General features: G+C 41.3%; 15 protein-coding genes. All 15 read left to right on the top strand.

Going from position 1 to position 23,484, the window contains the following annotated elements:
- Positions 1-142 precede the first annotated feature (142 nt).
- The 15 genes from AC58PQ_RS20655 (at position 143) to AC58PQ_RS20585 (ending at position 23,327) form a co-directional block, all read left to right on the top strand.
- A complete protein-coding gene (locus AC58PQ_RS20655; RefSeq protein ID WP_497244826.1) occupies positions 143-805 on the top strand; it encodes a DUF4145 domain-containing protein in 663 nt (220 codons plus the stop codon).
- Positions 806-891: 86 nt separating this feature from the next.
- Entirely contained in the window at positions 892-1,875 is a 984-nt protein-coding gene (locus AC58PQ_RS20650; protein ID WP_497244824.1) for a restriction endonuclease, read from the top strand.
- A gap of 253 nt (positions 1,876-2,128) precedes the next feature.
- On the top strand, positions 2,129-3,175 hold the full coding sequence (locus tag AC58PQ_RS20645; RefSeq protein ID WP_497244822.1) for a S8 family peptidase: 1,047 nt from the start codon (positions 2,129-2,131) through the stop codon (positions 3,173-3,175).
- On the top strand, positions 3,153-3,353 hold the full coding sequence (locus AC58PQ_RS20640) for a DUF2129 domain-containing protein (protein ID WP_497244820.1): 201 nt from the start codon (positions 3,153-3,155) through the stop codon (positions 3,351-3,353). Before AC58PQ_RS20645 ends, AC58PQ_RS20640 begins: the two co-directional genes overlap by 23 nt.
- 774 nt (positions 3,354-4,127) lie before the next feature.
- Positions 4,128-4,424 (top strand): hypothetical protein, encoded by a 297-nt coding sequence (locus tag AC58PQ_RS20635; RefSeq protein WP_497244818.1) that lies wholly within the window; start codon positions 4,128-4,130, stop codon positions 4,422-4,424.
- 585 nt (positions 4,425-5,009) lie between these two features.
- Entirely contained in the window at positions 5,010-5,966 is a 957-nt protein-coding gene (locus tag AC58PQ_RS20630) for a helix-turn-helix transcriptional regulator (protein WP_497244816.1), read from the top strand.
- 32 nt (positions 5,967-5,998) lie between these two features.
- Entirely contained in the window at positions 5,999-6,868 is an 870-nt protein-coding gene (locus AC58PQ_RS20625; RefSeq protein WP_497244814.1) for a DNA polymerase III subunit gamma/tau, read from the top strand.
- A gap of 11 nt (positions 6,869-6,879) precedes the next feature.
- Complete coding sequence (locus tag AC58PQ_RS20620) at positions 6,880-8,472, top strand: ECF transporter S component (RefSeq protein ID WP_497244812.1); 1,593 nt, start codon at positions 6,880-6,882, stop codon at positions 8,470-8,472.
- A 543-nt stretch (positions 8,473-9,015) separates the two neighbouring features.
- On the top strand, positions 9,016-9,729 hold the full coding sequence (locus AC58PQ_RS20615) for a YecA family protein (protein ID WP_497244810.1): 714 nt from the start codon (positions 9,016-9,018) through the stop codon (positions 9,727-9,729).
- A 49-nt stretch (positions 9,730-9,778) separates the two neighbouring features.
- Complete coding sequence (locus tag AC58PQ_RS20610) at positions 9,779-10,309, top strand: hypothetical protein (protein ID WP_497244808.1); 531 nt, start codon at positions 9,779-9,781, stop codon at positions 10,307-10,309.
- 65 nt (positions 10,310-10,374) lie between these two features.
- Positions 10,375-10,995: an RQC-minor-1 family DNA-binding protein gene (locus tag AC58PQ_RS20605; RefSeq protein WP_497244806.1), complete on the top strand. Its 621-nt coding sequence runs from the start codon at positions 10,375-10,377 to the stop codon at positions 10,993-10,995.
- A 113-nt stretch (positions 10,996-11,108) separates the two neighbouring features.
- Entirely contained in the window at positions 11,109-11,423 is a 315-nt protein-coding gene (locus AC58PQ_RS20600; RefSeq protein WP_497244804.1) for a hypothetical protein, read from the top strand.
- Between the two features lie 900 nt (positions 11,424-12,323).
- On the top strand, positions 12,324-14,573 hold the full coding sequence (locus tag AC58PQ_RS20595) for an ATP-binding cassette domain-containing protein (protein ID WP_497244802.1): 2,250 nt from the start codon (positions 12,324-12,326) through the stop codon (positions 14,571-14,573).
- Positions 14,566-17,043 (top strand): ABC transporter ATP-binding protein/permease, encoded by a 2,478-nt coding sequence (locus AC58PQ_RS20590; RefSeq protein ID WP_497244800.1) that lies wholly within the window; start codon positions 14,566-14,568, stop codon positions 17,041-17,043. The genes AC58PQ_RS20595 and AC58PQ_RS20590 overlap by 8 nt, the downstream gene beginning before the upstream one ends.
- A 443-nt stretch (positions 17,044-17,486) precedes the next feature.
- Positions 17,487-23,327 (top strand): S-layer homology domain-containing protein, encoded by a 5,841-nt coding sequence (locus tag AC58PQ_RS20585; protein ID WP_497244798.1) that lies wholly within the window; start codon positions 17,487-17,489, stop codon positions 23,325-23,327.
- Positions 23,328-23,484 lie beyond the last annotated feature (157 nt).

Below are 23,484 nucleotides of genomic sequence, written 5' to 3'. Positions count from 1 at the left end.
ATAATGAGGATGGCATGACTCATTTGAGGGAGAATTACAGTTAGTATTTACTGATTAAGGTTCTTGATGTGAGTACAATTAATGAAGGTTACGGTCGTAAATCATGTCTATAGCTTGTATCTTTAAGAAAGGAGCCCTCAATATGTCGAATGAACAAGGGGCAGTTTTATTATGCTATCATTGCGGAAATAAAACCTTTATGGGCTTAATAAAACATCATAACCATGTTGACTCAGAAGAAATTTCAGATAGCTATGGACATGTACATAATAGTGTTGACTTCGTAAGGAATTGGTATATGTATTCATGCAAAGTGTGTGGGGAGATAACTTTACAGCGTGAGGAGTGGTTTTCTGAGGAGATTTATCCTAACGGAAGACCGATTGTTAATGCACAGATAGTTTATCCTCAGGTTACCAACAAAAATTCTAATATGCCTGAGGGGGTATTTGAAGCATTTGAAGCCGCTATTAAGGTACGACATATTGATGGCGCAATATGTGCTTTATCGGTGCGAAGAGCTCTAGAGAAAATGTGTAAGGATAAAAAAGCTACTCAGAGAGATCTTTACGGGAAGTTGAAGTATTTAGCTGAATCTAAAGTGTTACCACCAATTATTGATGAAATGGCATATATTTTAAAGCAGTTGGGTAATGCAGCTGCGCATGCTGATGATGTTGTATTTGATGAGGGGATTGTAGGTGCAATGATAGAATTTACTCAAATAATTATAGACTATGTGTACAACACTCCCCTAAAGTTAAAGGAAGTACAAGACGTGTTGGGGAGATTCAACACAAACTAGATTTGGTATTTCCGCGGGGAACAAAATATGTAAAATTTAGCTAATAAATAGGACTACATAGAATTATTGTGAAGGAGTTGACTAATTTGAGTAGATGGTGGATGGTACGTGCAGGAGATAATAATGAACTCATTCCTAAATGGCAAACTCATAAGGTAGCATCTATCGGTTGGGCTAATCTTGGTGATCCTAAGGAATTCTCATCAAGAGACAAGCTTATTGAAAAGGCCCATTCAGTATACGCTGAAGAAAAGCCAGGCACTAGGCTTTCTTGGGCAGGTCAGGTTTGGAGGTTTTATCGTGAGATTGAAGCTAATGACCGAGTTATCACGTATTCGAAGGAGACGAGAGAATATATCATCGGTACAGTAACAAAGTCCCACCAGTTTCGTCCCGAATTGATTGACCCTTACTATCCTAATATTATCTCCGTTTCTTGGGAGTCGAAAAGAATATCTAGGGATCTACTGTCACAAGGGGCTAAGAACTCATTAGGTGGAATTCTGACTGTATTCCGTGTCGATGATTGGGGGCAGGAACTCCTAGGTTTATTGGGGGGAACTCCTCTTACAAAGCCAAAAGATAATGATGAGGAAGAAGAAAAGATCGATTATCAGGATTTTATTGAACAAGCGAAGACAATGATTGAAGATCTAGTAGACCGACTTGATCCGTGGCAGATGCAGGATTTAGTTGCAGGTCTACTTCAAGCAATGGGATATCAAGTTACAGTAAGTCCCAAAGGGCCTGATGGTGGGGTAGATATACTGGCTCATCGAGATGCATTTGGATTTGAAAAACCAATTATTAAAGTTCAGGTGAAGCATAGACATGTTGCAAGTGGTGGTCCTGAAGTGCAGCAACTGCTAGGTGCTAATCCGCACGGGGCTAGCTGTTTGTTTGCATCTACAGGTGGCTTCACTGCGGCTGCTAGATCATCTGCTCAACATAATGGTGTTAAGTTGCTGGACTTATCAGGAATAGTAGAACTGATTAACGAGTGGTACGATAAAATGCCAGTGGACAAGCAGGCATTAATACCTTTAAAAAGGATTTATGTACCTTCTTGAGATATTAATAGATCAGGTTCGTATTTGTATGCAGACTATCTAGAGTCTATTGTGACAGTCATAGATTGCCTGACCAGCTACTTTAGGGCATGGTTAGATCAATTGGACGGCGTTGCTGTATCCAATGCGAAAAACAGTTCGATGAGGAAGTCTTAGATTTTGTTGAATTACTTGGTAACATCTAGTATAATTTGATGGACATCAGGCCTCTTTTGTAATCAGACAATAAATGGATAAAAAGGGGAGCGGATCAATGAGTAAGTACACAGTAGCATTTCATGAGAATTATAATGAATCTATTAAAGAACAGTTGTTATATAGTAATGCGACTATAAAGTATGAAGATGATTTCCTCAATGACTTTGTGGTAATAGAGACTGAGGATATAGATACAATTAAATCACTCAGTTTCGTTAAAAGAATTGAAGATATAGCTACATTCTCCCTCTTAGACATTCCTAAAGTTCAGGCTCATAGAATGAAGGCAGTGCCCAGTCCGTTCATTGATAATGAACTTTTAACTAATCAAGGTCGATATGGATTGGGTGTTAAAGTTGCGGTCATTGATTCGGGTTATACACCAGAGGCTAATGGATCTATAGAAGCAGCTGAAAACTTCACACCTGCAGTAACAACGGAAGATACTCTAGGTCATGGAACAGTTGTTATAACTCTATTGAAAACCTATGCACCTGCTGCTAGGATATACTCTGCTAAGGTTGCTATTAATGATAATGATATAGATGAAGAGTATGTTTATCGTGCACTTAAATGGATTAGATCGTTGGAAGATGTGCAAGTAATTAACATGTCAATTGGTGTTGAGAGAGACTGTCAGGGACTTTGTAACTTATCCAGAGTAATAAATAAAATGAGTGACCAGGGTTATATAATAGTAGCAGCTGTTGGAAACACAGGTGGCCTTACTCACTGCCCTGCGTGCTCTGAAAAAGCAATTTCAGTGGGTGCTTTGAATCGAACAGGTGATAATGTGGCAACATTTAGTTGTAAAGGGCATACAAATAGTACCAAGCCAGATTTATTAACTCCAGGTTACGGAGTAACACAGTATCAGGGAATAACTACTAATTATCACGGTACTTCGTTTGCAGCTCCAGTCGTAACAGGAATTGTCGCAGCTAACGTCAGTATGATTAAAAATACCCAGAATGTGAAACAATACTTACTAAAGAGTTGTGATCCAATCTTGGATGTAGTAGCAAGTAAGCAAGGAGCAGGGAAGTTTAACCTCTCAAAGTTATTGGAGGTAATTAGCCATGAGGAAGAAAGTAATACTTAACATTACTGAGATGGATAAGGTTTATCAGCTTGAAAAGTATGGAAAAATAACTTACGTTGATGAATTTATTGATGTTGTCTTCTTAGAAATTGATGAGAAGCTCATTCCTTCATTAAGTAAGTTACCTTTTGTTTCGGGAATTGAAGAAAGTGGAAAAGGATCTTTGTTAATGGTTTAAGCCCTTCATGCTGTTTGAAGGGCTTTTGTTCTGTCTATGGTTAATTTGCCTAGCACCGACACGCTTAAGCAGTTGTACGGGGCGATGCTCGGGTGACATCAAAACTGTGACTACACCCGTAGATGCCTGTGTGGCAATATTTTCGGACAGGGGTTCGACTCCCCTCACCTCCATACCAAAAACCCGCTCTTGGAGCGGGTTTTTACCTTTTGAAGGGCTAAATTGTAGACGGATTGTAGACGTGAGTTTTTCTAAGATGATGTTCTGTAATAAGTTGTAGACGAAATGTCTACAGCTTTTGAGAACTTTTGACAGAATTTTGATTCTCTGTGTTCCGCAGTTCGCACCAATAATCGATTGTAGGGTGAACCTTATTATTCACGTGAGAAGGCTCATAAAGCCTTATGACCCAATAGAGGGTTGAGATAGGAATAACTTCAATATAACTGTATGGAGGGCTTAAAGAGCATCGTAATAAATAATGAGAGTGTCAACGAGTCGAATATCTTCAATCTCAATCGAGCCTAATGTGAGAACTATTGGGTTGAAAAAGAAATTAAAATGAGAGTGGATTCTAAGAATGGTTTTACTAAACATTCCGCTATGATCCTCTTCGAACCCAAACAGGGAACAGATAAGAAGGACGACACAATCTCAAAGTTCGGAAAAAAAGTGCATGTCTATCATCACAGTCTGCTTGATTGTCCACATCGCCATAATAACCGTACTCCTCGGTAATCTAATAAAGCTTCTCTCTGCTAGGCGACTTCCATAATGACTCCCAACACACTACCTGTCCATTTACCAAGGCTGGGATATTTTTGGTGGATTCAAGACAAAAATGTTACAAACTCTGAAATAGGACCTGATCTTCCTGAAGGTACATACCAAATCCTTGGAGCATCGGGATGCTCCTGCACTGTTATTCCTAACCATAAAGCGGTAGTTGTTCGAATGACGAATAGTCTTTGGACGTTCGGAGGAAAGAATGAATTCGATTATATTGCTGATATTCAAAATTTTGGTAATCTAGTCGAGCAGGCTTTAAACGAATACTCTAAAGTCCATTGATTGCGCTAACGAGCACGATAATTAAACGAGCAGGCTGCAATTGGTACATTTATCGCTTATAAAGAGAACTCTCCAGAAGCAGGTTCTTACATTTTTATTCATGTATTTGCGGGTAGTGTATGCTACGCTGGTACTCCCCCTCCCGGGGTGTGTTTGCGAACCTTAGGCCAACCAAATCATAGAAGAGGCCAGCTTTAAAAGGCAACAAAAGTTAATCAGGTCGATCATTCTCCATTTCAACTGTTATCCCAGCCTTCTTGCGGGCTTTCCTTCAAGGGAAATCGTTGAGAGGGCTCTTTGGTTTGAGCATGAATCCAAGCCGGGATAGTCTGTGAGCACGAAAATGTACATTTTTTCCATATGTACAGGATATGTCCATTGTGGCTGATATACTTTTATTATCCATAAAGCGGCGGCCCGAAAAGTCAGGAAGTACGCTTCTTGGATAAGGGAATCGAGTGTAAGGCTGCTTAATCACATATTTTATATCAGGACTTTAGGGAGGGTGTACAGGGATTGATACCCAATCACACGTCTCTAGTTATGATATAATATACCAATAATTAAAGGTAGCGAGGACTTATCATGCTGGATGATAGAAAAGCAAGTCGCGTTCTTTCCTTGTATGACAGACTCAGGAAAGGCTTTGTGTTGAAAAAGGAACAATTGGCGGCCGAATTTCGGGTGACCCCGAAAACCGTTCAAAGGGATTTAGATGAGATCAGAGCATACATCGCGGATCATTGTATAGGCGAGTCAGTTGTGTACGACTATGGACAAAAAGGTTACTTGATCGAAAACAATAGCAGTAATACGCTGTCCGCCGTTGAAGTGTTTGCACTGGTTAAAATCCTTCTCGAAAGCAGGGCATTCAACAAAGCGGAATTGGACAGGGTGCTGGAAGCGGCATGTTCTATTGTTTCTAAGCCGGAGCAGCAAGCGTTCAGGGATCTAGTTCTGAACGAAAAATATCATTATCAGCCGGTGACGCACGGAAAGCCTCTCCTGAGCATGATCTGGGACTTGGGACAGTTCATTATGAAGAAGGAGATCATCAAGATTACATACAAGAAAATGGATGGAGGAGACAGAGAGCGTACTGTTTACCCTCTAGCCATTGTATTCTCGGAGTTTTATTTTTATTTAATTGCAAAAATCGAGAATGGCGAATATGAAACTCCGGCTTTCTACAGAATTGATCGAATCGCAACGTTGAAGTCAATAGGCAGGAAGTTTTCCTATCAACATTATGAAGACGGGGAACTGAAGAAGCGTGTCCAATTTATGTATGGCGGACAATTGTTAACATTGAAATTCAAGTACAACGGTCCTTCACTTGAATCCATCATGGATCGATTTCCAACCGCCCAAATCATGGAGCAATCCGAACAGGAGACAGTTATTAAGGCGGAAGTATTCGGTAAAGGGTGCTTGATGTGGATTTTAAGTCAAGGGGAACAGATTGAATTGCTTGAACCTATTGAGTTAAGAGAAGAGCTGAGAAGAAGATCCGCTGAATTGCTTAATAGATATGTGTTATGAACTGGTAGAATAAGGAAATGGAGATGATGACCATGTTTAACGGGAAGTTGAAGAAGGAAGCGATTGCCGAATATGAATACGCTCATCACATGCACGAGTTAGCCATAAAATCAGTAGTGAAAGAATCCGAATCTCTTCAAAATGCCAAGGAGAAACTGAAAGCTACGATTGATCATTCGTTGTCTTATTTGTACAGCATGAAAAATAAACCTGAGGATTTTGTTGTGAAGATCGAAAAAATTAAAATCGAATTTAAGAAGTTTGAAAATGCAATCCTCCAAATTAAAGCAGAATTCGATAAAACGGCAAGAACATCGACCGGTTTAGGAGCAGCAGGTGTAGCGACTGGTGCTGGAGTAGCTGCATTTGGTCCAACGGCGGCAATGGCTGTAGCCATGACCTTCGGGACAGCGTCGACAGGTACAGCCATTTCTGCATTAAGTGGTGCGGCTGCAACGAACGCTGCGTTAGCATGGCTTGGTGGAGGGGCACTGGTAGCCGGTGGAGGAGGCATGACAACTGGTTCGGCCTTTCTTGCGCTTGCAGGGCCAGTAGGCTGGGCCATTGGCGGAACAGCACTATTAGGCGCCGGTTTATTTGCGCGCAGTAAAAATAAAAAGGCTGCGGAGGAAGCTTTCAGTAAAGCGACAGAGATCAAGGCCCATACGCAGATGTTAAAAGCTACAGTTGAGGAAATTAAAAGTACGGCTTCTTTAATCGTGAGAACGAAAAAAGAATTGGACGACTTGTGTTATCGGGTAGTGAATCAAACAGCTGCATACAATCATGATATGAAACAGATTGCCAAGGATGAAGCATTGCTGTCTTCGCTGTTGGTGTTAATTAATAACACGCATTCGGCAGGTGAATTATTGAATAGACCGATTGGCGCTCAAAAATAAGGAGGGAGCAAATGTCATCTTTTGCAGAGTTTATAGATGTAAAGTATGGGTCGGATTTAAACGTAATCAATCAAAATAAAGATCAAAGTCATATTCATGAATTGCTTATTCAATACAAGGAAGTTGTATTGACGAATATCATTCAGCAATTCGGCTTAGGGCCAATATTCGATATTTACAAAAGAGGGGGGAATGTGACTACACTTCACAATGCTGAAGGCGCTGTTTTTGCCAATGAAGCAGATGAGCAGCGGTTTACGAAAAACTACTCGCAAGAGATGCGAAAAGAAGTATATGAACAAGATTTCCCGAAAAACAGAAAGAAGGCCTTTCAACAAAATGAGGTCATCATAGACGATTATACAGGTAAGACGCTTCCCAAGGATGGTCGAGCTCATCGCGATCATATCGTTTCCGCAAGTGAGATTCAGCACAACAATAGAGCAAGGTTATACATGTCCGATCAAGAAAGAGGGGCAATGGCTGTTGACGAAAAAAATTTAGCATGGGCAGACGGCAGCCTAAATCAGTCGAAAGGCGAACATGACCTTATCACATGGATGAACAAAGATAACAAAAAAGATTCTTCGGTTACTAATGCCGGATATTACGGGATCGACGAAGAAAGAGCAAGAAAGAAGCATGATGAGGCTCGTAAGCATGTGGATTCCAGCATTAATAAAGCCGAGGCTAAACATTATATTAAAAATGTAACTTCGACTGGCGTAAAGCAAGGCTTTGCAATGGCGCAAAAGCAGGCGATCGGTTTATTTATTTACGAACTCCAAGAGGCATTAATCGTAGAGATGAAGGCATACTTCCAACGTTATAAAACGTTAGGTTCTATAGAAGCTAAAATTATTGGCTTCAAGGAAGCCTGCAAAAAAATTACGAAACATATGCTAGCCAAGTCAAAGGCCATATTAGTATCCTTTGCGGACGGGTTTATTAGCGGTTTTATCGGCAATCTCCTGACTGTATTCATTAATACGTTCGCAACAGCAGCTAAGAACGTAGTACGTGTGTTAAATGAAGGGGTTCACGCCTTAATAAAGGCTGTAAAGTTGTTAGTTAATCCGCCGAAAGGGCTTTCGAAAAAAGAAGCATTAGTTGAGGCGTCTAAAATCATTGCTGTATCGGTAACTACTACTTTAGGCTTTATACTGACTGAATCGTTTGTTATATATTTGCAAACGACTCCTTTTGCCCCTTTTGCTAATCTAATCGGGGGTGTACTGGGAGGAATTGTTACAGGCATTGTGTCCGTTACCGTGGCATATGCCATTGACCACTATGCAGATATCGTATCGAAACTGGCCGTATTTATGTCTGAACTGACATACGATTTGAAAGTTTCCGCCGCTGAAATTCGTGAAAAATACTACTCGACGATTGCAACGCTTGATGTGCAGTATCAAGGGGTTTTAGCTAAAATTTATGATGAGTATGAGGAATTAAATCTTCTGTTAAGTAATGCCTACGACAAGACGCTTACGGGCGAGAAGCTGGCTGCTAACAGCGTTGTTCTGGCCAGAAAAATGAAGGTAGAGGAACAAAAAATACTGAAGACAACCGATGATGTCTTGAGGTTTTTCAATAATTAAGTGTACTGTATACATAAGGGTACGGAGTCAGTCGTGTATTCATTTGAAATGAATGCACGGTTGTTTTATGGTTCAGAATGCTCAACTCTCGATATGAGTTGATGCCGGAATCACGAACAAATGGCAAAGCCAAACTTCCGTTATGCAACAGTCTTTCGTAATACAAATTAACTAAAGTGTTGTTTATATCTTATGACACATTAAAGCATGGTGGAACTAGTCCAACGCAAAAACGCCAAGAGGTAGGTCGTGGTCTACGTCTTTGCGTAAATCGGTATGGCGAGCGAATGGATTTAGAGAAATGTAATGAATCTGTCCATTCTATTAATTTACTTACAGTTATAGCTAGTGAAGGCTGTTGTGGATTTTTGCTAATTATTGAATACGTAAACGCTTTGCTAATCTTTGATGAAACAATCAGGATTAAAAGGGGTATTTATCATGTTAACGCACTTAGGTTCCACAGGAACTATTTTTAATACTGAATTAATGCTGATATTGTAGATGTGAATAGTAAAATAAATTGTGAGAGGACTAGACAACATGTTGCATGCCAAACCTAACCCCCCACTTACGATAGGAAGAAACGATTCATGCTTTTGCGGGAGTGGTTCGAAATATAAGAAATGCTGTATGAACAAAACAGAGAATGAACGAAGGCTTATTTTCGAGGATATCGATAATCCTGTGGTTAATGAGTGGTTGTTCTATTACTATCCTATACGTGAATTCTCTGCTGCTATGCTCATGCATGCAAGATTGGCAACTCCAGAGATCACCCAATTGGCCTCAAGCTTTACAAGGTCAATCACGAGTAGGGGTGAAGAAGAGGCGAAACAAATACGTGTCGAACAAAACCCTATGCATCTATTGGAAATGCTGCGCAGCGGCTTGGATAATATAAATTATGATTTGCTCATCTCCAGACTAAGTAAATACGAGTCACACGTTACGGCTGCATTACTAGAGAAGTTATGGCAAACGGAAGATGATGTTCTGATTGAGCAAGGCATTCAGTATCTGTATCAATGCTCTGAGTTTCCTCTTCATGAGATTGAAAAGCTGGCGACAGAAGCACCAAATCCATATCTACGTTCGGCACTATGTATGTTACTTGGATTTAAAGGTCCCGAAACTGTGTTGCCAATTATTTGGAAACAGTTTCACTTTCTTAGAAAGCAGTATCCTTCTGAAAATTATTTGGAGTGGCCACTTTATGGCTTGGACGAGTATGGCCGGAGATTTGGATTGTTGTAAACCTCTTGAGCAAGGGCTAACTTTTTACGGATTTTTTGGAGGGACTTCGTTGGGGAAAAAGAAGGCTAATGCAAACTCGCCGCGAGTGAAACGCATGAAGCGGGAGGGCAGGCTGCAATCGGCCGCAGCTAAATGGCTTAAGACTTATACGGGGAATCGTCCTATTTATGGGTACCGTAAACATTTTGGTGTCAGTATAGGGACAGCCATAGCGGAGCTGCGCATACTGGGCGTACCGCTTTCTGATGGAGCTGTTCAGAAGGCAATAGCAGGTGAGCAAGCTGCGATTAGAGACAAACAAGCCCGCAAGGAAAAAAGGCGATGGAATCTGGAAGAGAGGCTAAGCAGTGCAGATCCGTGGTCAGATGAGACGTACGCATATATTGCTGGATATACGTCGTGGGGATTTGCGTACGGCATTACATGGGAAGATATGGAGAGGTTCGCCGATAACGAGAGCCTGGATCGTACTGTTCCTCCCGGAGCAGGGATTCTAAGTCATTTTCTGATGATGAGGAGCTACCAGTTGTTAAAGAGAGGGAGGTGGAAGAGGTGCCTTTCGATCTGGAGGCGTTCATGATTTATCATGAGGAGTATTAATGTGCCCAACTAGCTAATATCTCTAAAGTGGAGGTATTGTATACAATGAAACAACGCAAGAACCTGCCATTGCCAGAGTCCGAATTGCGGGCTATTTTGCGAGCTGCTGACGAAATTATTGCCGAAGGCGGATGGACGCTGCTGACAAAAATTTTAAAAAGCTCGAAAGGACAGAAGTTGTTAGAGCTTGGATTGGATCGAAATCCTGCGTATGCCTTTTACAAGGATCTCACATTAGAACAAATCAAGAATAAAGTGGATCGTATGATTCGTACAGGATTTCTCGAGATCCAAACCGATGGCAAGCTTCCCGTTATTGTATACGCTTCACTCAGATGGGCGATTGAAAGGGAAAGACGGGCTGAAGAATTTGAACAGGAATGGGATCACTGGTTGGCGAATAACATAGTTCCGATCAGCATGGTGTACTTGAAAGAACGTAATAGGGGCATGATGTTCTTGTTCTTGTATAAAATTTTATGCTATAGGAATAAGAAGTACATGCTGTTTTTGTCATTATGGGAGCAAATTGATTTTAAGAAAGTTCAGGTTGAGATTCGTCATGTAATTGAAGCGCTGAAGCAATCCGATGAGTTGGAAGATGCGCAGTGGGAGCGGTTAATAAAGGAACAGGCTTCTCTTTGCGTTATTCTGAAAGGCAGATAGGTTCACAACTGGGTCACGTATCTGCACAAGAGTTGCTATTAGAGCCGCCCCATCAGTTCCAGTAACGTTTTTATGCTACGGGCTCGGCAGGAACCATTTTTAGTAGCGATGCAGTGGATGCTGTTGGGGTTAGGATTGAACCAGATGATTTTCTGAACAAGATCAGAGGTGTGGGTGGGGTAGAGGTTGTATATTCCAAGTATTTTGATTTTGTGAAGGTGGGAATGGGACTCGTTCCTCTTCATGATGAAGAAGTGGCTTACGTAAGATATCCGGAGCAGCGTCGTGAATACAAGCTATTTTCGATTGATCAGACTAGGGAGCCCAAGAGGCAGAAGTCTTCGATATTATATAAGTCTATTGATAGCATTAAGGATGTTTTAACAAGACGTCAAAACGCAATTAACACAGACACGGGTATGATATAGCCTCATCCTCGGGTCCTTTGAAACTAAAAGATTAAGTCTGCAGTAGTTTGCAACAAAAAAGACGACTCTCATTCAAAAAAATGAATGAGAGTCGTCTTTTTTGTGTATTCATTCAAATACATCGAATGAATTGCAAGTTCTTCAGTGGCCTCGTACAATACAGGAATCATCTATTGTCGGCCTCTTAGACTTAAACCACTCTTTTTTTCAAGTGTCCTTGACAGAGGGTCCAGATCATCTACTTATGGGACAGCCCCTTTTTGCTTTTCATCGATGTATAGCTTGAAGTCAAGCTATACACGTTCTTCATTGACAATAACTTCTTCTACTTAGCTGCCGCTGAACTTCTTGATTTCTGGCATGTTACAATTATCAACTCGATCTTTGAGGAAGACTTTTGCAAGAGTTCCCGACTGTGCTCAAAGATCTAATAGTCGAAGATGAATGCCGTCTCCTGGCTCACCGAATTAAGCTTCTCTACCCGACCAATGGTTTCGCCGTTCAGAGTGAATCCCGCTCCATTCGATGTTTGAAGCAGAGCACATTCAGTTCCTGAATAGCAGGTTTGATTCCTTTGCTCGGTTGATCAATAGTAGGCTGTTGATTTATCAGAGAGAAGACACCTCATTATGTGGTAGTGATTGGTCGACTATCACTTTACCAAATGAAGGGGTGTTGTTTTATTCCGTCAAGCTATCGATTATTCGGGTTCTAGCACTTGTTATATAGACAGTTAAGCAGTGTTGGCTCTGTGAAAATCGAATTACTTTGTTTAATAAAGTAATTCGATTTTTACAGAAGATTAACATTTATGGATTTATTAGTTATACTATATAAATTATATAATAAAGCTAAATAAGGCTGTATACAAACGCATATCGTGGATCCAGGAGGGCTCACATGCTTAGACTACATAATGTATCCAAGTACTATTCCGCGAAAGGTAATGTAGCACTTGGCCTAAGAAAAATCAATTTAACACTGAATAAGGGCGAGTTTGTAGCGATTGTGGGTAAGAGTGGTAGCGGAAAAAGCACGTTATTAAACGTCATTGCCGGACTTGATACCCATGAAGAGGGAGAGATGTTTCTTAATCAAGAAGAGACCTCCTGTTATACCATGCAAGAATGGGAGCGGTATCGACGAGATTACATAGGGTTTGTGTTTCAAAATTACAATATCATTGAAAGTCTTACTGTGCTTCAAAATGTGGAGGCTTCTCTTATCATTATGGGGATTGACGCTGCTAAGCGGAGAGGAAGAGCACTTGAGCTCATTGAACGTGTTGGATTAAGCCAGTTTCTTCATGTAAAAGCTGGGAAACTAAGCGGCGGTCAAATGCAGCGAACTGTAATAGCTCGTGCATTAGCGAAGGACTGTCCCATTATAGTTGCAGATGAGCCTACAGGGAACCTAGACGCCGCAACAAGCAAGCAAATCATTAATCTTTTGTCTGAGATCGGTAAGGAGAAGCTGGTACTAGTTGTTACTCATAATGTCGAAGAGATTGAGCATACAGCAACTCGCAGGATTACGCTTCATGACGGGCGGATCGTAGAAGATAGGCAACTTAATCAACTGGTTAATCAGAATGATCCCTTCGAAGTTAGCCAATCTTCGAGCGGCCGTATAAGAAGAAGAGACTATCCGCTGATGAGTCTGCGTCATATTATGGCAACACCGTTCAAATCAGTGCTGCTATTAATGGTATTGCTGATATTGTGTATAGGTTCGGCATTCGTATATGGTTCTATGCTAAACTTTCAGTACTCATTTTCAGAGAAGAAACAAAATAAATACTTTCCCAACAGTTCTGAGCGTAGAATTGTCGTCAATAAACCGGATCAAAGTCCTTTATCAATTGATGAACTACAATTCTTGTCTGGATTATCTCAAGTGGATGAGCTTGTTACCAGCGATCTGGCATTGGACGAATTGCTGTCAATGGAGCTCCCAAGATCATCTGGAAAAAAACCGGTTGTGATGCAGACCGGTCTGTCCCCTTGGTCTCTAATCAATGAAAGAGAACTCATTGCTGGTGTGCTACCACAAAATGATGATGAAATTATCCTGAATACACTTTCTCTGCGGAAAGGTGTTGAAGTTAGCGAGATTCTCAACAAAACCTTTCATATACAACAAGGAAAGAAGCTCTACTCATTAAAGATTGTAGGAATTGCAGACAATAAAAAAGTGGGCGAAATGAGTTTTGTGTCTAAAAGTATTCTTGAATCGGCGGCACAAAATGCAATCGTTCAATACGAGCCCTCGTTCTATTCCATAGGAAGTATGGAAAAATCGGTGTTTACTCCATTGCTTGCAGAAACTTCATTAGAGAATACAACTGAAGGTGCGGAGCATTCTGTTATAGTCAATGCTTCTCTATCCAATCAGTATTGTGCCTTAAGCAATCAAGAACAGTCGAATTGTTCGGCCGTGTTAATTGGAAAGACAATTATTGTAGATGTACAGAGCCCGTATGGTCATCGAAAACAAACGTTCACCATCCATGACGTAATAGAAGAAAATCAACCCGATGAGCAGCCTTCGATATATTTTAATCCCAACTCGTACAAGCAATTACTGCAAGGTCAAAATCCGACTCAGGTGAGTCTTATTACTGATAAAACCGCAGATGTGGGTAAAATGATGCATTTGCTAAACTCAAAAGGGTATCGTGCCCTGTATCCATTTGGCACTGTAGATCCAACATCATCTTTTGTCAAAGCCATTCGACACCTCCTACTGGGTTTGTTTTTGATTATATTTATCGGTATTTTTTTCCTTATCACTTATTTTATTCTTAGCAACATAATGAAAAGCAAAAGAAAGGATTACCTTATTTTGCGGTCTATCGGAGCTTCGTCTGGGATGGTTTACAAAATTATTAGCACCGAATTAATCATTCTCAGTTCCACTGCATATGTCGTTGCTTGGCTAGTTTCCAGCCTAAGTCAGTGGCTCCCTGCTAACACCGTCACGACAGCGATTGCCAATCTATATAAATTTTACTTGTGGAGTGATTATCTGTATATGTATCTGATCATTGCACTCATGACACTATTATTGGTTAGCCGCATGCGCAAGAAACTTTTTAACGATAGCGTAATGGCGACTTTAAAAGGAGAAGAGGGCCAGAACATTGATTGAATTAAAACAAGTTAATAAAACCTTTTTCAAAGGGAAACCGAATGAAGTTCGTGCGATTCAGCAGGCTAATCTATCATTGCCAGAACAAGGACTCGTAGTATTTTGTGGACCTTCTGGAAGCGGAAAGACAACTCTATTGAATGTAGTAGGCGGTATGGAATACATCGATTCTGGTAAAATTTATTTTGGAGATATCCATATAGACAAGCATAATAATCAAAAATTAGATGTCATTCGAAGAGAGAGAATCGGATACATCTTTCAACAATATTACCTATTCCCTCAGATGTCGGTTTACGAAAATGTTGAATGCGTATTAAAAATGAATGGAATAAAAGAAAGAGAGGAGTTAGACCGTCGTATTAATTATGTACTTAGTGCTGTTGGTATGCTTGATTTTCGAAACAGAAAGGTGTTCGCTTTGTCAGGTGGTCAGCAGCAACGAGTAGGCATAGCCAGAGCCATTGCAAAAAACCCAGATATCATTATTGCTGATGAGCCGACCGGAAATCTGGATAGTACAAACACAGTGGAAATAATGAATATTATCAAGAAAATATCGGAGCAGAAACTGGTCGTGCTGATTACGCACGAACGTGAATTGGCAGAATTCTATGGTGATCGAATTATTGAAATCAATGATGGCTGTGTTATAAGCGATACATTAAATACACATACTAACGTGTTGGATATTAAACATCAGAATACCATTTACTTAAAGGATTTACATCAACAGTCCATTACAAATGGCTTATTAAATATCGATCTCTTCACGGATAACACTAAGGTCTCGCTGAATAGCTGGAAGCTTAATCTAATCTTAAAGAACAATTCCCTCTATATTCAGGCGATAACGGATGAAAAGCTTAACGTTAGGGTTGTGGAGGTGGATTCGGATATTCATATTTATCATGAACATTTTAAGCCTTTGGCTATCGATGACGTGAAAGAAACCCAATTTGATTTCGATAAGCTACATTCGTCAGCCCAGCCAAAACGGACAAATGGAGCCGTTATTCAAACGAAGGAGGCAATTGGAAACGCTTATTTAAAGCTTCGTGGTTACTCCAAGCTGCAAAAGCTCATGTTATTAAGTTTTGTACTCGCAGCAATGTTAATAGCAATTGCAATTGCTTTGATAGGTAAGCTGTATCATGTTGCGCCGGAAGAATTTCAAAAGGTAGATAAGCAGTATCTTTCAACGGATGCTCCATTGCAACCGTTGCTTGATTCTTCGGCTCATATTCAGTTTATTAATCCTGTGGCAGAACCTCAACATTTTGATGTATTTGTACGATCGTTCTATCAACTAGATGAGAACCTTCCTATGGATGCACACCCTTCAGATATTAAACTCCTTAAGAAAGGTGATTTGGTAGCGGGTCGGTATCCTGTTCAGGTACGAGAGGTTGTTATTGATATGAGAACAGCAAAACATTTACTGTATGAATCTGAATATAAACAGGCAGGAATTGCACGAATAGAGGATTTTGTTGGGTTGAATGTACTTCATCAAAAATTAGGATATCTGCTCCCGCTAACTATCGTCGGCATTAGTGACACAGACGCTCCGACGATATGGATGAGTCAGAGTCTTATTTATGAGATAGGTATAAATGTCGCCTTAGAACCATCTGATGAAAGCAAAAATACGCAGTTAAACTCTTCTAGGATTGGTTCATGGGAATCCATGGAAGATCGTGTCCAGCTTACTGAAGGCAGAATGCCAATAATTGCTGGAGAAGTGGTATATCCTATTGCATATCGACAAGTTCATAACTATAAAATAGGTTCGATAATGGCTACAGGCAGTACAGATCAAAAAGTTACAATTGTTGGGTTTTATGATTATAAGCCTTATGATAATGACCAGATATTGTTTAATCAAGAGGTTATACTAAGTAAAGTAAATCTGTTGCTGTCTTTATACGAGTCAATAAGAGGCGATCGTATGGAATTGATCTACTCAGCGGATATAAACCAGACAGAGCAATACTTGACAAGTAAGAAGTATTCCGCAGTGAACAACTACAATCACGATAAGGAGGAGTACAAGTCGGATTTTCGAAAAGGTTATTATACTTTGTTGACATTCGCATTTGTACTTTTAACTATCTCACTGCTGCAATTAACCTTTATTATTCGCACCAGTTTGTTGAATCGAATATATGATATTGGTGTATATCGCGCCTTAGGCGCTTCGCGATGGGACATCGTTAAGATGTTTATTTATGAAATTGTGCTTCTGACTACAATTACATCCTTACTTGGTTATGTCCTAATGACTTTTTTCATTAAGGAATTGGAGCGAATACTCCCATCGTATTTAAAAGTGTTTTATTTTCCAGCCCCTTATATTATTGGGGGTATAATCCTGATCTACGGAATCAATCTTTTATCAGGCTTGTATCCTGTTTATAGATTAATGCTCAAATCCCCTTCACAGATATTGAAACATCATGACGCTTAGTAGGCATAACTGTTATTTAGTGCGGGGATTTGCTTTGCGATTGAATGGAGTAATGTTTCACCGGTGCACACGCACGATTGAACATGTAATTGCAAGAGTACTTCTTGTTAATAAGAATGTCATGTAAGCTGGATTGGGAGAATAAGAATTTAATGATCCCTAAAAAAACATCCCCAGCATCACGCAGCGTAAAATTGTGGATTTACCAAGCCACGGTTCACCTCCATACAACAAATCCACAATCAATGAGATTGATTGTGGATTTTTGTTCTTTATTGGGATTATTTGCGAAAAAGAAATGAGTTGAGCTGGTTTGTGTGCAGCTATCGTACATCGATTGTTTCTTTAATGTTGAATGGGTTGAAATTTCTTGATGTATCCAATATTACTAGTATAATATAATAGATTTCTATGTTTTTACATTAATGGAGGGAGAGAGACGCTTGATACGTTTGAAAATGCTCTTAGTTAAAGTTTTACTAATTACTATAATGGGCTCAAGTCTGACTACCATTCAGACATCGGCATTGGCTGCTGAAGTGGATTCTACCATGGTCCAACAAACGGGAGAAATCAACCCAGAAATGATCACGATTGATCAGGGATTTGAAGATACGGGAGATTCCTATGCGCAAAAAGAAATTGCCGCCTTGGTGAAAGCGGGGGTTGTCTCTGGATACGGGCAGGGGAAATTTGCTCCCGCTCAGCCGATGACAAGAGCGGAGCTAGCTAAAATTATCGTGCTGACCTCGGGCATGAAGGAAGCTGAGAGCAGAGCAGCGTCATTTACCGATGTACCTGCTGACAGCTGGTATAGAGGGTATGTTGGTGCGCTTGTTGAAGCGGGTATAACGCAAGGAACTTCGGAATATACATTTTCACCTGAGGATAAGGTGACCAGAGAACAGTTGGTCTTGTTTTTTATCCGCGCTATGGGATTAGACAAGGTTTCAAACTTGGTTCAATCTAATAGTTTATTCGAGGATTGGAATGAAATTTCCGAGTGGGCTAAAAACAGTGTTGCGCTATCTATGAAGATAGGCTTCGTGCAAGGTATGGATACTGGGGACGGTCACATTCGATTTATGCCTAAAGCTTATGCTGAGAGACAGGCCTTGGCACGACTGGCATATGAGTATGTTGTAAATAAGAAGACTATGGTTGCTACGGCGCAAGCTCTTCAGCTTAAAAAGACGGAAGACCCTGTTCCTAATCCTGATCCTGTTCCTCCTTCGGTTCCGAATTCAGGTCTCGTGTTGCCCCCAGCCTGCTGCTTTGGTAGTGGTATGCCCACCCCTTCCACGATTCCAATCAACGTAGCCGGAACAATTAACGGGGATTTTACCATAACGTCAGAGGGGAATTACGGTCCTGCTAATGGTACGGGAACTGTCCAAGTCACGGGAACGCTTAGTGTAAATCCGGGGGTGGGGGCGACGGTTAAGCTATCGAACATCCACGCCTCGCGGATTGTGATTCTATCTGGGTCTTCCCATACGATAGAACTCAACAACGTTACGGCTGATAATGTGACGGTGAATGCACCGGGACAAGCCCAAAGTGTTCGTGTTCTTGTTAATTCTGGTTCAGTCATTCGAAACACTGATGTGAAGTCCGATGCTATTATTGAAACCGCAGGCACTGGTGATTCGGGTGGTGTTAACGTAACGCAAGAGCTTAACGGTCAACATGTAGTCTTAAGAGGGGTATTTTCCCATGGCGTGACTTCGTCCGCAATCGGCGGTCAATTAATTATTGAACGCAATGCTTATGGAAAATCCAGCGTTAGCCAAATATTAGTTAGGTCCGACGGTAAAGTGACATTACTGGAGGGGGCTGAAGTACAAAAGCTTGTTGTTTCTGCATCGGTATCACTTGAGGGGAACCTAAACGCTATTGTGAGTACTGCGTTGGAAGTTGAAGATAGAGGAAGTGTACACGCTTCTGATGTAATTGCTGTAGCGCTTCGAGATCAATTGGTAAAAAAGATAAACGAGAGGTTAGTGGCTATTTCCATCCCTGTTGAATATACAACTGAATATGAGGAAAGCTTGGCCTCAATTCGTCGCTTGCTGCAAGCCTCATTCGATCTGGGAGCACGACCGGAACAATATCCTAATCTGATAAAGCTGCAGGAAGCGGAATCAACACTGGACCAACTGGCTATTAGTCAGGCAATTAGTGGCTTGCAAATTATTTTTAAACCTGGAGATTCCTATTCGAATGTGACACAGGACGTTATTTTTCCTCAAACAGGATTATTAGGCACAAGTGTAAGGTGGATTACTGATGGGTCCATGTTCGTTCAAGAGGATGGTACGATTAGCAGACCAACGAATGGAAGCGACGTGGCTCAGCGGATCACAGCGAGCGTCACTCGCAATGGCGAACAGACTTTGTTCAAAACGTTTACTTTACAAATAAAAGCGATGCCTGTGAATAGCTCCATGATAACCGAGACTCCTTCCGTTAGCAGCGTAGTTTATGCTAATGCAGCCTGGATTTCGGGAACTAGTGCGTCGAAGGCAATCATTACGGTTAGGGACCAAAGTGATCAAGTCATTGGAGAAGCTATTTCAACCCAAGAAAGCTCAACCGTGCATGATTTTGAAGGGGATATTCTACCCAAAGAGAAAAGATGGTTGTTCAGTGTTCCTCTGTATAGAGACTTAACGGAGAACGAACAGTTGAGAATTACTGCCAGATCTTCAGATATGCAGCAGAGTGAAGTTAAAGTGGTCACAGTTCAACCATCGGAAGCTTCCAAGATAGTAAGTACCAAGCCGAATGTTAAAGGCGAGCTCTATGCAGATTCTCCGATATTGACTATCGGTGTCAATGAATCTACCTCTGTGTTGGTCAAAGATGAGCAGGGAAGAATACTTGCATCACAATTCATTGCTAAGAATCCGAATGATCCGTTTACTTTGTATAGTGATATAAGTCTTGAGGGTAATTATGAGGCGGGACAAATTGTACGGATCTCCACTAAAAGCAACGGACGCAAGGAAAGCGGTACCGTTTCACTGATCGTGAAAGGAATAAGCGGACAAACGGAAGCGCCAGTTGTGAATGGACAAGTGTATCAGGGGTTTTCTCGAATCCAGATTAAAGCTGAAAAGGGGTCGAGAATTCAGTTTCCTAATTTGAAAGGTTCCATGTCTCTGAAAAACCATTATAGCTTGGATGAACGTTATGAAATTTTCAACTTTGAGGTGCAGTTCAGTCAGGTACAAGAATCATTGGAAATTAGCGCTAAAGCACCGGGGAAAGTCGAAAGCCGCTCAAGTATAGAGCTTACCCCGCTTACGAATGAAACAAGTATGCAGCCTTTTGTTTCGAAAAAATTCCAAAACGGAAAGTTGAAGATGTTGATTCCCCAGGATTCCAAGATCATGGTACGTAATCAGTCTGGCTATTTGATTGGTTATTATTTTTATAGCAGTGGTTATGGAAGCGATTATATGGAAGGTGATTTGATTAACTCATTTTCGACAGGTGAAACAATATACATCAGCGTTCAACAGGAAGGGAAGCAAGAAAGTGACAGGATTCCTATCATTGTAGAGGATGAGTGGGTTTCGAGCGTAATAAGTTCTTCACAGACTTCAGTTGATAATAATTTACCGAATGTTCCTCTTCCGATCATCCCTCCTGGTAATTCGGGGACGGGGATAGATGCGCCGGTGTTACTGAAGGAGGAGATCTATCCAACAGGAGGTTTTCTACAGCTAAAGGCGACAGATGTTTATGTACGCTATGCCATTACAACTACGGATGGAAGACGACTTGCCATGTTAGGTTCGCCATATATGGGAGCTGGCGACAGCGGGTATACTTTTATTTGGGGTCGTGAAGCAGGGCTAAGTCCAGGAGATCAGCTTCTGGTGACGGCAGAAACCTACAATCAGAGCAGCGCTCCAGTGCCTGTTACAGTAAAAGCACCTAGGCAAAATGTGCACTTAACTGCATCCCGAGATATAGGGTCAAGTAGTTACATTATATCGGGGAACAGCGAGCCTAACTCCAAAATCGAGATAAAACGTGCCTCCGACGGTTATTTACTGGCATGGACACAAGCATCAGAACAAGGAAGCTACTCTGTGATTATACAAGCTGGAGAATTCTCTAATCTCATTGAAGGTGATCAGCTTGAGGTAAACTCTTCACATTATGCTTACGAGGATCAAGTTGTTAAGTTCCCGATTAATTTAATCAGAAGGACAAGTAACCCCCAAATAGATGCCTCAGCATTGTATGTCAACGGCGGGTTTGTAAGAGGTGTAACGGCGCCGGGAGCGGCGATCATCATGAAGGATAATTATGGTAATATGATTTCAGGAGATTTGGCCGATTATCAGGGTCATTTCGACATAGAGGTAGGTTTGGACAAGTTGATGAAAGCATCCTCAGAATTGTGGATTACCGCCACGGAGTCTGATAAGTTTGCCAGTGAGCCTACGCGGCTCCTCCTGCAGGATTATGCGGGAGTATCATCGCCACCTCGAATCGATTCAAATGTTATTCTGACTAATGAAATGACGCAGCTAAATGGAACGGTCGAGCCATTTGCTACCGTGTATGCAATTGATGATACGAATCGAATTTTGGGTCTGGAGCGGGCTTCATGGAGTGGGAATTATTTCATAAAGCTCGAGCAAAGGGTTCATGAGGGGAAACTGAGAGTATACTCCATCGCCTATGGCAAAAGAAGTGGTGCTGCTGAGATGGTCGATATAGCATCAGCTCCGTTAACTGCTACACCGCAAATCAGTCATCCTGTAGCGGAAGCAACTAGTGTGATTGAACCTACTTTAGAGCCTATGACATGGGATCCAACTTTTATATTGACAGATGAGCAAGGTTACTTGATGAGTTATAGTTTCTATAGTTATATCCGTGTTGATTCGCTCACCGCAGGTATGAAGCTAAAGTTATTTGGCAAAGCAAATGGCAATAAACTGAGTGCGCCTGCACTTATTACTGTGACTGAATCGGAGCAAACGGATAATCCGACCGTGACAGGAACTGTTTATAATTTGGTAAATCAGAGTGTGAATGTAGAAGCTGAAGCGGGTGCTACGGTTACAGCGAAAAGAGAAGACGGTACGTATTTGTCTTCAGGTAGCAGTTGGATTTATATATCCCAGGCATTAAACGCAGGGGACAAGATATACATTACTGCTACGGCAGCCAATAAAAAGGAAAGCGAGCCAGTGATCATCATTGTAGCTGACGCTCCGACTACAGCTTCTCCAAGCGTTACGGGAATCGTCTTCTCGGAAAATCAAGGTATTAGAGGAACGGCTGAAAAGGATGCACGGATTGAGCTTCGCAGACAGAACGGTGAGCTTTTAGGCTCATCCACAGCATATAATGGGCAGTACAATATTTACTTATCGGACAAAAAGTTGCAGATCAATGAAACTTTGTTGATTACAGCTGTAAGTCAAAATAAAAAACAGAGTGTGCCTACTGCAGTTGTCGTTACGCCGTCTCCGATGACTGCGACCCCGACGGTCACGAAAGATGTGTATGAGCTAACTCGTTATATAACTGGAACTGCAGAAGAAGATGCATACCTCTATTTGCGTAATAAAGACGGGCTATTGTTAGGGAATAGCTCCAACTATAACGGAAAGTTTACCCTTAACTTTTCGGTATCAGCGCTCTATGAGCATGACCTCCTGTACCTCACGGCTAAAAAGGTGGGCTGGAGAGCAAGTGAGCCCGTGATTATTTCAGTCATGGCGACACCTGCGACTGCCATGCCTACAGTTACGGCGAACGTCTATGAAAATGGAGGCTACTTGTACGGAAAAGCTGCGCCTAATGCGGAGATTAAAATCTATTCGGGTGATGGTTCCCAGGTTTACCGGTTCCCGGTTAATAGTGAAGGTACGTTTTCTGGCGCCATGTACCGCAATTTCAAACTTGGCGAGAAGATATCCATTATTGCAAAAGAATCTGATAAATGGAATAGCGAGCCCGCTTACGTTATTGTTCAGGCTTCTACAACCGAACAGACGGCCAAGCCGGATGCTAGTTGGAAATACAGTTCCTCTTATTACGGAGGAATTGAATTCACACTGAAAACGAAGCCTTTTGCCAAAGTGACGGTCACTAAACCAAACGGAGAAACCTGGGATCTTTATACCAATGATAAAGGGGAATCTTGGGTCAGTTTTTATAATGCTTATAGTCCTGCTAGCGGTCAATGGAAGTTTGTTTCTACCTCTTTTGGCAAAACGGCAAGCGAGACAGTTATCGTTACAGTTCCTTAGCTCGCACGAGCAGTTTAAAATGATACGTTAATCATTCGCAAACATCCTAAGGATAGTGCGGCGACGAATTGTGGATCTGTACAGCCACGGCTCACCTCCATACAACAAAATCCACAACGGGGACCTTAAAGATAACCTCTACATGCTTTTCGTAGAC

Source organism: Paenibacillus sp. J22P143 (assembly GCF_059692035.1).
The sequence above is the reverse complement of the archived record's forward strand: the minus strand, read 5'-3'. Positions and strand labels throughout refer to the sequence as shown.

Excerpts from the sequence above, each read along its gene's own strand:
- AC58PQ_RS20655 (WP_497244826.1), top strand. The coding sequence starts at position 143 with ATGTCGAATGAACAAGGGGCAGTTTTATTATGCTATCATTGCGGAAAT.
- AC58PQ_RS20645 (WP_497244822.1), top strand. The coding sequence starts at position 2,129 with ATGAGTAAGTACACAGTAGCATTTCATGAGAATTATAATGAATCTATT.
- AC58PQ_RS20640 (WP_497244820.1), top strand. The coding sequence starts at position 3,153 with ATGAGGAAGAAAGTAATACTTAACATTACTGAGATGGATAAGGTTTAT.
- AC58PQ_RS20635 (WP_497244818.1), top strand. The coding sequence starts at position 4,128 with ATGACTCCCAACACACTACCTGTCCATTTACCAAGGCTGGGATATTTT.
- AC58PQ_RS20630 (WP_497244816.1), top strand. The coding sequence starts at position 5,010 with ATGCTGGATGATAGAAAAGCAAGTCGCGTTCTTTCCTTGTATGACAGA.
- AC58PQ_RS20625 (WP_497244814.1), top strand. The coding sequence starts at position 5,999 with ATGTTTAACGGGAAGTTGAAGAAGGAAGCGATTGCCGAATATGAATAC.
- AC58PQ_RS20620 (WP_497244812.1), top strand. The coding sequence starts at position 6,880 with ATGTCATCTTTTGCAGAGTTTATAGATGTAAAGTATGGGTCGGATTTA.
- AC58PQ_RS20615 (WP_497244810.1), top strand. The coding sequence starts at position 9,016 with ATGTTGCATGCCAAACCTAACCCCCCACTTACGATAGGAAGAAACGAT.
- AC58PQ_RS20605 (WP_497244806.1), top strand. The coding sequence starts at position 10,375 with ATGAAACAACGCAAGAACCTGCCATTGCCAGAGTCCGAATTGCGGGCT.
- AC58PQ_RS20595 (WP_497244802.1), top strand. The coding sequence starts at position 12,324 with ATGCTTAGACTACATAATGTATCCAAGTACTATTCCGCGAAAGGTAAT.